The sequence below is a fragment of the Cellulophaga algicola DSM 14237 genome (assembly GCF_000186265.1).
GTDB classification, from domain to species: Bacteria; Bacteroidota; Bacteroidia; order Flavobacteriales; family Flavobacteriaceae; genus Cellulophaga; species Cellulophaga algicola.
Genome location: NC_014934.1, coordinates 767963 through 782058, shown reverse-complemented (window position 1 = coordinate 782058; position 14096 = coordinate 767963). Strand labels below are relative to the sequence as shown.

14 protein-coding genes and 2 pseudogenes are annotated in these 14096 nt (G+C 31.3%); 2 read left to right on the top strand and 14 right to left on the bottom strand.

Annotated features, from left to right (window positions below; genetic code table 11):
* Positions 1-79: 79 nt before the first annotated feature.
* A complete protein-coding gene (locus tag CELAL_RS03420; RefSeq protein ID WP_013549522.1) occupies positions 80-1267 on the bottom strand; it encodes a hypothetical protein in 1188 nt (395 codons plus the stop codon).
* A gap of 257 nt (positions 1268-1524) precedes the next feature.
* On the opposite strand from CELAL_RS03420, the pseudogene CELAL_RS22930 reads away from it, so the two are divergent.
* Positions 1525-1790, top strand: a pseudogene (locus tag CELAL_RS22930) (transposase); the annotation flags it as partial.
* A 165-nt stretch (positions 1791-1955) separates the two neighbouring features.
* Here CELAL_RS22930 and CELAL_RS03415 read toward each other — a convergent pair.
* The 3 genes from CELAL_RS03415 to CELAL_RS03405 form a co-directional block, all read right to left on the bottom strand.
* On the bottom strand, positions 1956-2252 hold the full coding sequence (locus CELAL_RS03415) for a hypothetical protein (protein WP_041557472.1): 297 nt from the start codon (positions 2250-2252) through the stop codon (positions 1956-1958).
* 413 nt (positions 2253-2665) lie between these two features.
* Complete coding sequence (locus CELAL_RS03410; protein ID WP_013549521.1) at positions 2666-3127, bottom strand: hypothetical protein; 462 nt, start codon at positions 3125-3127, stop codon at positions 2666-2668.
* A gap of 202 nt (positions 3128-3329) precedes the next feature.
* Positions 3330-3980, bottom strand: coding sequence for a hypothetical protein (locus tag CELAL_RS03405; protein ID WP_013549520.1), 651 nt, complete (start codon positions 3978-3980; stop codon positions 3330-3332).
* 189 nt (positions 3981-4169) lie between these two features.
* Between CELAL_RS03405 and CELAL_RS22560 the strand changes: the two are divergent.
* Positions 4170-4491 (top strand): annotated as a pseudogene (locus tag CELAL_RS22560) (transposase); the annotation flags it as partial.
* A 130-nt stretch (positions 4492-4621) separates the two neighbouring features.
* Here the strand turns inward: CELAL_RS22560 and CELAL_RS03400 are convergent.
* The 10 genes from CELAL_RS03400 to CELAL_RS03355 all read right to left on the bottom strand — a co-directional run bounded on the left by CELAL_RS03400 (position 4622) and on the right by CELAL_RS03355 (position 13992).
* On the bottom strand, positions 4622-5344 hold the full coding sequence (locus CELAL_RS03400; RefSeq protein ID WP_013549519.1) for a phospholipase D family protein: 723 nt from the start codon (positions 5342-5344) through the stop codon (positions 4622-4624).
* A 521-nt stretch (positions 5345-5865) separates the two neighbouring features.
* A complete protein-coding gene (locus tag CELAL_RS03395; RefSeq protein WP_013549518.1) occupies positions 5866-6759 on the bottom strand; it encodes a DUF4145 domain-containing protein in 894 nt (297 codons plus the stop codon).
* A gap of 340 nt (positions 6760-7099) precedes the next feature.
* Complete coding sequence (locus CELAL_RS03390) at positions 7100-9007, bottom strand: DUF4209 domain-containing protein (RefSeq protein ID WP_013549517.1); 1908 nt, start codon at positions 9005-9007, stop codon at positions 7100-7102.
* A 696-nt stretch (positions 9008-9703) separates the two neighbouring features.
* Complete coding sequence (locus tag CELAL_RS03385) at positions 9704-9973, bottom strand: hypothetical protein (RefSeq protein ID WP_013549516.1); 270 nt, start codon at positions 9971-9973, stop codon at positions 9704-9706.
* Positions 9974-10142: 169 nt separating this feature from the next.
* The gene (locus tag CELAL_RS03380; protein WP_013549515.1) at positions 10143-10463 is read right to left on the bottom strand and encodes a hypothetical protein; all 321 of its coding nucleotides are present in this window, start codon (positions 10461-10463) and stop codon (positions 10143-10145) included.
* A gap of 97 nt (positions 10464-10560) precedes the next feature.
* Complete coding sequence (locus CELAL_RS03375; RefSeq protein WP_013549514.1) at positions 10561-10995, bottom strand: hypothetical protein; 435 nt, start codon at positions 10993-10995, stop codon at positions 10561-10563.
* A gap of 43 nt (positions 10996-11038) precedes the next feature.
* On the bottom strand, positions 11039-11989 hold the full coding sequence (locus CELAL_RS21360; protein ID WP_013549513.1) for an SH3 domain-containing protein: 951 nt from the start codon (positions 11987-11989) through the stop codon (positions 11039-11041).
* 96 nt (positions 11990-12085) lie between these two features.
* Positions 12086-12883: a hypothetical protein gene (locus tag CELAL_RS03365; protein ID WP_013549512.1), complete on the bottom strand. Its 798-nt coding sequence runs from the start codon at positions 12881-12883 to the stop codon at positions 12086-12088.
* Positions 12884-13041: 158 nt separating this feature from the next.
* Complete coding sequence (locus tag CELAL_RS03360) at positions 13042-13476, bottom strand: hypothetical protein (protein ID WP_013549511.1); 435 nt, start codon at positions 13474-13476, stop codon at positions 13042-13044.
* A 15-nt stretch (positions 13477-13491) separates the two neighbouring features.
* Positions 13492-13992, bottom strand: coding sequence for a hypothetical protein (locus tag CELAL_RS03355; RefSeq protein WP_013549510.1), 501 nt, complete (start codon positions 13990-13992; stop codon positions 13492-13494).
* Between the last annotated feature and the right edge of the window lie 104 nt (positions 13993-14096).

The following is a 14096-nucleotide window of genomic DNA, read 5'->3' as shown; positions in this document are numbered from 1 at the left end:
TAGGCACTAACCTTTGAATTAATCAGTAACAGACCCTATTTGTTATATATCGTGTAGGCAATAGTATTTTTGGCGAGTATCAATTTTCAGACTTCTCTCTACCTTCTTTACATTTTACTAATTTTTTTATGGCATTTTTATTTTCGGGATTTAAGGTTAAAGATTTGGCATAGTTTTTTATCGAATTATTCCAATCTTTTTTTTCGAGATAAGCCTCTCCCAAACTATCATAAAGGTCATAATCGTTTGGCATTAAACTAATTCCATTTTGAAAAACTTTTATTGCTATCTCTGTATTCTTTTTTTGCTCTAACCATTCATACCCAAGTATGTTAATAGTTTCATTGAATTCCATTTTTATTAATTCTGTTTCCGAATATGCCTCTGGGTTTAATTGTTCTTGTAGGAATAAGATGGGGTTATTGATATCATTGTATTTATTGTAAAATTTATTTCCCATTGATTCCTTAGGGAATAAGTCGACCATCATAGTTTTATGATTGCCTTTTTTTAACTCCTCTATTAAATCTAATTCAATATATTCTGTAAAGTCCCCATAAAGGTATACCCTTATTTTTAATGATGTTAAATCATATATTGTAGAAAATTGAGTAGAAAATAGGTCTGAACTTATTTGCTTATAATTCTCCATAACATTACTGCAATAGCCTAAAGAAGCATTGCCATCTGTAGCTTTAATAAATTTTTGACCTTCTTGGAACCAAGGAAGAGTAACATCTTCAAGAGTTTCTATTTGTGAATAATAAAAGTTAGAAAATGACTTCTCTGATTCTTCTCCGATAACCAATAGATCTCCCTCAACAATTAAATATGTTCCTGATTTATCAACAAATACAATCATACTACTTGAAAGAGAACTTAAATTAATTGTTTCCAAATAAACTTTAACTTCTTCTACAGAGGACATAGTTTGCATAATATTACTAATGGCGTTACCAATAAATACATTAGTTTTTCCTTCTGTATTTTCTATAGGTAATTCTGGTTCGGTGAAACCATCGAATACTAAACCTGCTTCATTTATTGCTCCTTGGGCAAAGTTATTTAACTGCCCCATATACATCACACCATATTTTTTATCTCCAGCAACTTCAAACCAAAACTGATTATTTGGACTTAAAAAATCTTCATTATTTCCAACAAAGGTTCTTCCATCTTTTGTAATTTTATACATGCTACAAGCACTTGATATTACTGGATTTAGCAAAAGAATTACTAATAAAAAGCTTATTAAGTTATATTTCATCTGTCTATTTTATTTTTAATGACTTACTATAAAGATTGCCTATTTTCATTATTGTTACAGTTTTTTTTTCAATATTATTGACAACAAGCTCATATACGCATGTGCCATATTATTTTTTTCGGGGGGGAGAGATACTGATTATAAAAATAAGGTTTATTTCCTATAGTTGTCTTCGGTTTCCAAACGAGTGGTCACTAGGTAGTGATTATTATAAAAAGTATTTGATTTAATCGTTGAATGGTATGTTGTTAAACAACTATGAAACGGTAGCACAGCTTTGTAGTTATAACGGTATAACCCCAAGATAAAAGAGTCGGGGAGCAGTGTAAGCAGTTGAGCGCTCATAAGCAAGATCGGTAATAGAAAGCTTGGGTAGCTATTGTTTCTATGTTCTTTCAGTGCTTGTAAGCATAAAAAGGCATGTAGAGCAATATAGGAGCGCATTACGAACAAAGTGCAGCGTAAGAAACTGGCATTAATAGCCGTTGCCAACAAACTAGTAAAGCAGTCTTTTGCTATCTAAAAATCTGGTACACCCAATGATGAAACTTACGATTCTGTATTGCCTAAATAAATAGCAAATAAATACAATAAAAAAGCACAAGAATCTTATTTTAAATCTATGAGCCTTGAATACTATTGTCTCGGATTAAGGAAGAATTTGTTTGTTTTTTACCTTAGTTCTTTGTTATCTACTTTTTATTATTTCAATTTGCTTTCCTTCTAAATAGTCAGATTTTTGAGGCTCTCGATATTTACTTTTAGTCTTCTCGTCAATAGGGTAAAGTTTAAACACTGGATTACTTCCTTCAGAATAGTTTATGTTATAATTAGATTCGTCATTTAGTTTCCTAGTTAAATTTCGGATATCAGCTCCTAATTCAGCCGTAGTTTTAATACCGAGTCTTATTAACCCTAGCTGGTCATAAGGGTCTGCATAATTATCGAGAAGAATATAACTTTTATCATCTTTTGAATAATACAACTCGATTTTTTGAAGATGTTTTTTTCCAAAAGCGATTTGATTACATCTATTATACCAGTTGTGAATATTGATATCTATATCTAAAAATTCACGAATAACTTTGAAGGATTCATTTTCGTAATATTCATCCTTGTTCTCATCAGGAAAAGTAACTAAAGCTGTAGAGGGAAGAGTCAGTATAATTTCAATATCTCATTGTATTTTATTCATTTTTTTAAATATTATAGATAACGTTTAGTGTATGGCAAGTAGGACAGGTGATAAGCACTATCTTTTCAGTTTATTACTTAGCTAACTGTAAATATTTTCTACTATAAATGCCAAATTTTATAGTTGGCGGACTTTGTAAATATGCACAGACCTTTCGGTTAAGCACAAAAACTGTATTAATTATAGCACATGTTGTTGTGCTTTTATTTTTCCAGTTTGTTTAGTATATCAAGGAATTCTTGATAATTGTCTACTGGTGGATTTTCATAATGAATATATCCAAGATTTGTGTTAAAGTATTTTTTCATTTCAATCAAACATTGGTCTTCGTTTGCTGTATTCATATTTCCGCTCATATCAGCATTCCTAGAAATTCCAAAAATAGTAGTTCCGTCTTTCAAGTAAAAAATCATTCCGTGTTTATTGGGGTTCCTTTCGTCAGTATTTTTCCAATATATTCTGTTAGAATAATTTTTATTTATTTCTAAAAACGACATTAAATCGTTTGCATTGTCAAATTCATAAGTCGGATTGTCAGAATATTCAGGAATCCAGTATTCTTCTCCGTTTTCTTTTCTATTTGGAAGAAAGTGATTCAAGAAATCAATTACTATTTTCTTAGACCTTGTCTTTTTAATTATATATATGTCTGCTAAATATCCCATTTTTTAAAATGTACTAGAAGGTTAAGTATTAGAAATCGTAGGACAGGTGATAAGCACTTTGTTTCAGTTTATTACTTAGCTAAATATAAATATTTTGCTTTTATCTTTTCTACCATAAACGTCAAATTTTATAATTAGCGGACTATGTAATATTCACAGACCTTTCGGTTAAGTACAAACGCCCTATGTTTTTTATACCTTATTACCTGATGGCTTTTATTTCTTCTTTTCCGAATTCATTATTAAAATCTCTTATGCGCTTTTCTTTTTTATCATACTCAGCCCATAATAAGATATCTCTCCAATCTATTTTGGTTTGTTCTATTATCTTTTCTAAATGAGCTAAGTCTTTATTTCCTAAGTGAATTATTGCTCTTATAATTCGTTTATTCCTAAAGGATTCATTCGAAATGATTAGCTCTTGAATTTCTGAAAATGCTTTATTCCAACTTTGTCTATAGTCTAATTTTATTTTGTCAATAATGTCTGTTGGATATAAATTCAAATTAATAGTTTTTTGGTCAATATCAGGTTCGCATTTTAAGTCAGTATTAATAATCCTGATTATTTTCCCAAATCCAATTGTCCGATTGCTTTCACAAAACTTAAATTCCATATTTTCATATAAACGTTTAGCAAAATATTCGGTGCTTAAAATTCCAATTTCAGCATTTACGGTTTCTCCAGGCAACACAAAATCAGTTCCAATATAAGTTTGTTGTCCAGAAGTCCAGTATTCTGGATAATTTTCAAATTCAATATGAGGTCGGTATCCAGATTTAGCATAATTTTTCCTTCCACTTTTTTCAGTAGTTTGAAATTTCAATTCTGCTATAAAATCTGATTTGTTCAATTTTTAGTCTGTATTTACTAGTTTGGTACTTGCAGGTAACAAGCACATATACGCATGTTAACTATTATTTCTTTTTAGGAGAAGTACTAATTATAAAAATAAGGTTTATTTGCTATAGTTTTCTGCGGTTTCCAAAATAGTGGTCACTAGCTAGTGATTATTATAAAAAGTGAATGGTGCGTTTTAAACAAGTTTAAAACGGCATCACTGCTTTGTAAGTTATGTTGGTATAATTTCAATGATACGAGGGTCGGGGAGCAGTGTAAGCGGTTTAGCGCTCATAAGTAAGGTCGGTACTAGAAAGCTTCAGTAGCTATTGTTTCTATGTTCTTTCAATGCCTGTAAACACAACAAGGAATGCAAAGAGGTGTATGAGCGAATCGTGAACAAGGGTAAGAGCAAGAAATTGGCACTGATAGCCTTTGACAACTAACTATTGAAACAGTCCTTTGCTATCGCAAAATCTGGCAGCCCCTATGATGAAAGGTACGTTTCTGTATTGCGTAAATAAAAAGCAAATAAACCGAATAAAAAAAGCTCAAAGAATCTGTTTTTAGCATCTTTGAGCCTAGAATAATAGTGTCTCAGATTAAAGAAGAATTTGTTTTTTTTTTACCTCAGTTCTTTGTTGTAAACAGTTTTTATTCCACTATTTGTTTTCCCATTTCCTCTGGCCAAATTATAAATTGTCCATATTGACCACTTTTTTCAATTCCGCCAACTTCTTTCCCGCGTTTTGTGGTAACCCAATCATCTTCTTTCTTATACATAAGTTTATTATCCGTCAACCAGCTATTAACTTTTCGACTACTTAATCCTGTCATTTGAGCTAGTTCTTTTGTAGTTAAAAGTTTAGAACTTGAAGAGCTCAGAACTTTCGGTTGTGTTTCTTTCTTTTCCGTTTTAGCTACTTCAGGAATGGAGGTGAATTCAAACCTTTCACTCGTTTCGTCAATGAAATCTATTTCTTTATATGCGTCTTCAAATAATTCTTTATCCGATTCGTCATTCAAGTCCACTAAAACTCCCATTTCTTTGTTATTATTCATTGAAAATTCGTAAAGATTAAGGGAAGTAATAATCATTTTGTCATCATTCAGATAACATTTTGCGTGTAAATCTTGATTGTATTTTAAAATTACAAATCTCAATCCTTGAAGAAATTTCATTTCGTGTGGATTCAGCTCTTGTTTTCCAAAAATTACAGTTGTTATTTTATCTTTGCTGTTTCTGTATGTCAGTAATTCTTTAAAATCTTTTGATAGTTTTAGATATGGTGAGATTAAAATCAGTCTAGTTTCCGCATTTCGTATTAAATCTTCTATTTCAGATACTGCTTTTCTCGTGTTTAAAAATTTTGCCATTTATCTTTTAGTTTCTTGGTTTTCTCAGTTTTGGTTAATTCTTTACAACGTTAAGTATAAGAAACGTAAGGCAGGTGATAAGCGCTATCGCTTCGGTTTATTACTTAGCTAGTTATAAATATTTCACTTTTATTTTTTATATAAATATAAAGTTTTATAAGGAGTGGACTTTATAAATCTGCCTACTGTCAGGCTAGTAAATACAAAGTTTTTGGGGTGACACAAAATCGCTTCGTTTTAGTAACGTTTTATTGGTAGTTTTTATTATGTCAAATTTTCGATATTCAAGTCCTGTAATTTTGTCCTTTTTTAATCTATTCCAATAGGATGAAAACGGTGTAGAAAAAGTCATTGATTAATTTTGGTGGTAATGTGTTCGAAAATAAAAAAAGCTCAAAGATCCTGATTTTAGAATCTTTGAGCCTAGAAAACTAGTGTCTCAGATTAAGGAAGAATTTGTTTGTTTTTTACTTCAGTTCTTTGTTGCTCACAGTTATTATAATTTTCTAATATTTATTATTTTAAAATATTCCGAAATCGAATGTAGAAGGGACTTCAATTACTTTATAATTAGTATTATCTCCGTTTGTAACAATTTTCAAAAAAGTCAAATTATTTTTATTTATCTCTTCTATTAATTGAACTTCTAATTCTGCTATTTTTCCTTTTGGAAATAGTCGTTTAGATTTATCGATAATTTGATTCAATGAATATTCTTTATCAATCATTTCTTTGTTTATTTTATTCTTTATTAATCGCAGAAAATCTTCGTAGCTATCTATTTGAGTTTCAATCTGACCTTTTATTTTTTTGTCGTTTACAAACAAATTGACTAGTAGGTGGTTGATAATATCTAATAAAATATATAAGTGTTCTTTTTTAGGTTTTGCTATTTCGTGAAGAGCGTCATTTCCTAAAAACCGGATTGAATGTAGTCTTTTTGACTCGCTTACAGTTAGATGTCCCTTTTCGTTTAAAAGATTAATTCTTTCTTCTAGGTTATCTTTTCTTATTTTTAAATAATTGCAAAGTGCTTCAATTATTGCTCTTAAACCTCCAGCTGTTAAAATATAAGAATTGGCTTTTAATGCATTTATAGTTTCGGAATAGATTATTCTAATTTTTTCAGGAAGATATGATAAGGTTTCAATTTCATAACTTTTCTCTAGTGAATATGGATATATAAATTCATCATCATAATAGTCTTGATAACCTTCTTCATTCGGCTCTGTCATTTCTGTATTTCCATAAATATTCAAGAATGAAATAGTTTCACATCCATTACATTCAATTATAAAATATTTGTCTACCCATTGGAAATAACCATCGTCGTCGCCACCTCTTTTTTCAACTTTGTGAAGTGCAGATTGATTTCTAATACCTTTACAGTTTCTACAAAAATATTTTTTTTTCATTTCGTTTTAATTGTGCCCAATAAGCGCATAGACGCATGTTCCATATTAATTTGCTTGTGGGGGGAGGAATACTGATTATAAAAGTAACTGCTATTTTCTATAGTTGTCTGCGGTTTTCCACACTAGAGGGCACTATTTAGTGATTACTCTATAAAGTGTTTTATATAATCGGTGAATGGTGTGTTTTTAATGTGTTTTTTTTATAAAAAAAAAAGAGGAAGAAGTTTAATAGCTCCGTTTTGTGTACAATAAGTACCCAATTAAAATAGAATGAACATGAGTTAAAGCTGTGTTTTATATAAGTTGTTGTCGGTAGTGTTTTCCGTTCACCCTTGTTTTTTTAAATTTTAGAGAATGAATACTTGCTGATTTTAAGAATTATAGAAAGTAATAAAATTATATTAGAAAAAGAATATTCATTTATATCCATTAATCCGTGAGCGACCTGATTTCTTAAATTCAATCCGGCTTTTTCAGATAGAACATATTTTATGAAAATCCTGTCTTCTTCGTCAAATCTAGTATGATTACTATCTGAACTTTTAATGTCAGCAAGCAAATCATCTAATAATTTTTCCATTACCAATTCTTCCTTACCTTTCTGTCGTGTTTTAAAAGTAGCTATTTCAATTTTTTCACAAAAATTTCTAATTAAAGTTTCAATTTTTAAAACTAAACTGTCGGTAATAGTTACATAATCTAATTCATATTCATTGTCAGCGGAATAAGAATCTAATTCTATAAACACTCGTTTTATACCAGGTTTTATTAAATCGATTGGAACTATTCCATAAGTCTCGCCATTATAATTTCTTATTATGGGCTCGTTGAACCAAGTTTTTTCTAAATAGGTTAATATTGAGTCGTAACTTATTTTGTCAGCTTTATATGCCTCTAAGAAAAATTGATGCATTGTTTGAGTTCCAATTTGAAAATTGAAACCATATGATTGCCAGAAATTAAAGGCATCTTTTTCTTCTTCTGTTTGAAAAGTATCTATAGTATTACCATACTTATCTAAAATTGAAGAACCAAGCATTGACATAAATGGATTTCTCTTTTTTGTGTCATCAGCCATTAATTGAATGTTCTCAATTTTATTGTACCAAGGTGTTACTATGAGGTAATGAATGATATCATTTTCATTTCCCGCTGATACAATTTCTTTTATGTTTTTGGTGATTTGGTCTGTATGTTCCTTTGGGAAATCTTGCCGAATTGTTGCTAATTTAAATTTACCTCTCTGTTCAGAATATTTTTTTTCAACTTCAGATATTTTTTCTTTTTTCTTTATTTGTTGGTATAACCTTAAAGCCTTTTCGGTAAATGTAACCGCAGCCATATTGTTGCCATTTTCTGCATTATCAGAAAGTTTCAAATAAAGTTCGGCTTTGTATTCTAAATATCTGTCAATTTCTTTATCAGTTTTTTTAGCAATATCGATATTTAAGTCTGTAACGTAAATCGCCCCCCAAGTATCAGTTCTTTCTAATTCTTCTGCTCCTTTATTATTTTTAAGTAGGATTTTATCGTAATCAACTTTATTCTTGAATACTTTAAAATATTCTGAAGTTAATCTAGATAAATCAATTAGAACACGAAGCGTGCCATCCAGAGTTATATTCCATTCATTATGTGTATTTGATACTGAATTTATTATTTGGTCAAGTTCATCCGTTAATTTAGACTTATGAGCCAATAAGAATGCATTTTTAAAACTCGTAAAATACTCTAATACATAATGTTTTTTATCACTTGGGTTTTTAGCAATCTCAAGGTATTTCTGACTTAAAGAATATAACTCCTTAAAGAGTTGTTTTTTAAAGTTAGTATGTTTGGAATAGGTTGTCTTACTACCAAAATAAATTAGAAGACCAAATTCAGTTTTTGCATAAAGATTGCTACAATTCTTATACCTGTTTTCAAAATATTGAAACTCTTTTTCTTGTAAATCGCTCACATTTGGCCAATAAAAAGGTCTAGTTGTTCCATCTTCAAAGGTTTGTGTGCCAGCCGTTTTCCAACCTAAACCATCTAATGTTCCATCATCATCATTTTCTTTTTTATCGAATGATTTTGAAATAGAAAAAGCTTGTCTTTCAAGTTCAGATAGTTCTAAAGTTAAAAAGTCCTCTTTGTCATTAAGAATCTGGGATATAGCTTGTAATTCAGAGTTTATAGTATGATTTGAGCGACAATCGTAATCACTTTCATTTAGCTTTTCGTAAAATTGTTCAAGTTCGTTCATTTTTAATCAGGGACTATTTTCTGCATTACCAGCAACAAGCGGATATACGCATGTTATATTATTTATTCTTTTTTCTGGGGGGAGATTTACTTCATATAAAAATAGTTGCTATTTTCTATAGTTGGCTGCGGTTTTCCACAGTGGAGTGCTTTTTTAAGGGATTATTCTATAACCTGTATGATAACATCGGTAAAAGGAGCGTTTTTAGGGAATTTATCCTGTTAAAAAAATAGGAGTAAACTTTTTAGGCTTCGGTTTATGTATAAAAAACGCCTTTATTTCGCTCTAAAATGGCGTACAGAAGTAAATAAAGCTGCACCTACTTGTTAAGGAGGCTCGGAATTTTGCTTTACTAGATAGCCGTACTTTTTAAGCCTCCGTTAAGTCAACTTAAGGTACAGGGAATATTGGCATATGCTAGTCAAGCTATTTTAACTATTTTTGCGCCTGTCATGAAAGTATGTATTGCGGTAAAACCAAGTGTTGCCCTTGAAATTACTACCATATTAGGAGCAAATAAAAGTCAATACGGTAGAAGAAATACAAAAAGACCTCAATATTATAGCCGATTTAATTAGCAAACTAAATCTAAATACTAAAATAGGATCTAAGGTTTAAAATAGGCAATCGCTTCTCGGTACCATAAATACGCTATTTTTAGTTTGCAACTTGTTCCCCAAGGAACACGGTGGTTCTTTATAAAAGTTTAATACGCGTTAAACCAACTATAATTAAACCAGTAAGAAGGCTAACTATAAAAATTAAGATACTAAAAATCCACCATTGAATACTAAAGCCGTGAGAATACCAAGTACCTTCTAAAAGTCCGGTAATTATACTTACGGGGGTAGCAATAAGCAATAGGGTACGAAGAAATTTTTTGGGTTCTCTAGAGGCGTGTTTTTTGCGTACCCCCAGAATAATCGCATAAATTATGGACAGTACTAAGACTATAAATAATATCATTTTTAGAATTTAAGATACGTTTACATTAAAGGTTTTAGTGTTTTGATTACAAGGGGTATAACTACTTCTTTGGTCCTGAACAACAGCAATAGGTATTTTAGTTTTCCTTGATTACTTAACGCATTATTAAAACACCTCGTGAGCTGGTCTAAATAGAATGCCTTAACTATTAATTGGTTTCTTGAAAATATTCATAGGCATACCCACCTATATCTCCATCATTTAATTGATTTCCGCTTGAATCTTTCAAGTCATATCGTTGTTGTACACCTCCTATAGCAGCGCTACCTTCTAGTCCTAAAAGAATACTATAATAAATGTCCGTACACGTATTGTTTATTATTTCTTCCATTATTTTATTTTGATGGTCAGAAAGGTTTAGAGATTTTATTAATGCACCCACTGAAGTTGTTGGTTTTCTGGATAGGTATTCTTTTATGATATCTTGTTTTTCTTTATAAAATCCTTGTACAAATTCTTCTGTGTTCATTTATTTTTTATTTAGTGGTTAGGCTGGGCAAAGAAACCTTTCTGTTTACCAGAACCGAACATGTTTTTTGTTTTCTTAGGAGTATATAGCTAGCAATTTAGAAGCTTATAACGTTTTTTTTATTTTTATAATAACGTATAATTCCAAAATTTAAAAGCCCTAGTACTATTGAAACCGGGAAGAACATTATATTCCCCATGATACCCATGAGTAGTGCTGTGGGGATATTCATAAAAAATTCTGCTATAGGTTCTTTAAGTAGTACTGTAAACCAACATCCTAAAAGTATAATTGCCATACAACTTAAAACAGAAAGAAGAATCAATTTAAATTTTGAGTAGGTTTCAAATTTTGAATAATAAAAAAATAGCGTGTACAAAATAATACATGCTAGAGACATCCCACCCATTAATGGGTAATTTACAGCTTCGGTAAAAGAACTTTTACCGCCTATAAATAAGATTCCGTTGCCAAGAATTAGATTGCTGGTAATAAGGGTAGCTGCTATTTTTGTTCTGATGCTTTGTAACATGTTGCGAGTGTGGATGCTATTTTACGTATAGTTGCATTCCGTGTTATTTAAGTTTAGTTATCTGACCGGTACCATATTTTTCCGTTGTTTGTTCATCAGAATAGGCGGTATAGGAATACATAAAGGTATCCTCATTGATCCAGTAAAATGTATTGAAATTACAAACGTTTTGACCAAACGTTTCTGTGCCCCAACCAAAATCTATTAAATAGGTATAGCTGTCTCCTAGCTGTTCTTGAAAAAAATAACTACTGCATTCTTGTCCAGGAAACCAGCCATTCAGTCTCATTTTTTTAGTTGGAGAGGCTACAATATACTTCGGATTTCCTACCGTTTCTAGAGATTCTCCTGTTCTTATAGAAATAGAATAATCACTAGTATGGCCTCCTTCAAATAAAATAATTTCTTCGGTAGGGTAGTAGGCCACAAACTCATAATCATTACTTTCTTGATTGATGCGAAGCACTTGTCCGTTCTCCAGTATAATTTCATCAATGCTGCGCCCTAAACCGGGTACATTTTTCCAACGGACTCTTGAGGCTAACAATTTTTCGGCTTCTTGTGCTGAGGTGATGCTAGGCATATCATCTGTAGGGACCTGTTCTTTATAAAGGCTATAAAATGTTAAGCTGTCTATTTCTTTGTGTGTAATGGTCGCTTTATGAAGTTTTTCTAGGTAGGTGTTTAAAACATAGCCTTCTTCGTGGTAATCGTAGTCCTTAGTTTCTGAAACAATATAAGGGAAATTATAAAACTTAATTTTCACCCATTCGCCTAGCACAGGAGTCCCATCTTCTATAGTTTGGTAGGTTAACCCCGTGTTCTCTACTACATCTACAGTGCTTCCGTAGGGTAATTTTCCTATTCTATTTGCGGTACTATTTGGTGCTTCCCTAATATTTAATCCGCTAGAAGCGATGCTAAAATACGTCTCTTGGCTATGCATTAACACTACCGTGAATAGCGCTAGTACCATTAAAATAATTTTCTTCATTCCTTTTTTTTTAACTGTAGCACCTAGTTATTTAGTCTATAGACATAAAATACCCCTATAACGGGCACGAGCACCTATTTGGAAATTAGTAGCCCATCAATCAGCATCGCCAGTGGTGTGGTTTAAGCGCTCTATAAACTTCTCTACATTAAATTTAATATCATCTTCGCCTATCTGGTCAAAAGGGTTTTCTAGATGCTCTTGAATGTTTTCTAAGCTTACCAGAATCATGGTAAGTAAGATAGGAATTACAAACTCTAAACCCCAAGACATTTCTTCTGCTTTAAAAGCAAAATAAGGGCCATAAATAATAGGAAGTATTTTTATGAATAAAGAACTAAAAGCCCGTAGTGTTCTTGGTGTTCTGTATTGGTAAATATGCTTGATGGACTCAAAGGAAACCATCATTTTTTGTAGATATTGATTGGTTCTAGAACATTCTCCTGCAGATAAGCCTTCTTCTCGTAACTCATGTTTGATATAGAGCGAGAAATCAGAAAAATTATCATAGACTTTTTTTTCGTTTTCTATTAAATTCGATTTTGGATCGGTAAACAAAATCCTGAAATTATTAAAAAAATCAAATATTAAAGTCGACATTTTTGTTACGTTTTCTGGCTTGGGGTTTTCAATCCAATCTCTTGAAACAAAGTAAATAGCACGCAAATAGCCTTTTATTGCTGCATATTCTCTAAGTGCAGCTTCTCTTCTGTTGTAGGCGCCGCCAATAGAAAATACAATGGGAAAAATAATAGAGGTAGCGACTAAAGTTAGTGGGAACTCCGCTTCGTACTTGTAGTGAATGCAGATCGCGGTAGAAATTACGGCTAATCCAGAGATGATAACCGTTTGAAGGTTTACAATGAGGAGAAATCTTTTTATATTGAGTTTCATTGGTTGTAATTAAATAAAAGATGCGAAGCTATGAAAATTACGACGATCGGAGTAGGACTCGTTGTTGATTAGATTTTGGGTGACATTTTTCAGTAAGTCATTTGGGTAACGATTTTAAAAACTATTATTTTTTTACGAATGTGATCTAACGTTCCCTTTTAGTAAAGAAGTTTGCCGTACACTAATTTTTCGAACTCTTCACCTTCTTCTCCCGGTCTGTCTATTCCATTTTGATCATCTCCCCAATGGGTTAACTCATGCAGTAACGTGATACCAACCAAGTATACATTCCCAGCTCTAGCCATACGTTTTCCTCTTCCTTTTTCAAAATCAGTCACTAAAGAAGTATCTATCCTTAGTTCATTTGATTGTTGATTTGGGGAGAATTCTCCATATGCATCTACGAGGTAGGTTACTTTAATTTGTGGACCTTTGCCCCATATTAACGCATCTCTTAACTTCACGTCATTAAGATTAGCTATCTTTTTTAAGGCTTGAACAATTGCAGGAACATGTACTACTTGAGGTAAATTAACCTTAACATAGTAAGCTAGTTTTGGATATTTTCTAATATCAGTTTTTGACATTTTCATAGATATAATTTTTAATTATTGTTCGTTTAGTTTTGAGGTAACAACGGTCCATTCGTTATTCAATTTTGCAAACTCAATAGAAACATGAATCCCCTCTATGGGATAATTAAAAATGATACTTGCTGTATTTTCAGAGATAACAATAGTAGAAAAAAGTAGGTGAGCTTGTTCCTTATTTTTCAATTTCGAAACATCTAAAATCTGTACTTTTTTGCCAAACTTATCAAGCTCTAGGCTTGTTGGAATTTTGTTGTTACTTACTATAATCAAAGGAGAGCGTTCTGGTAATTCTGTACTATGAAAGTATTGCTGCAATTCAGGTAAATCAATAGATTGTTGAATTATTTTCTGAAGGTCTTCATTTTCGATAGTAACATTTATAGCAGGTGTTATTTTCGCTTCTTGTTCTGTAGTTTCTTCATCTGTAATAAGTGTTGTTTTTTGATTTGGGTTTTTGCATGATAGGAGCATGCCGTAGCATACTACTAGTGTTATTCTGAAGATTTTAAATGTCATATTTTTTTAAATAATATAGTATTAGATTTTGAATACAAATGTTATCTAAATGTACTAAAAAAGAATTGCCAAATTTGTAATGTCTATTTCTGTATGATGAATAG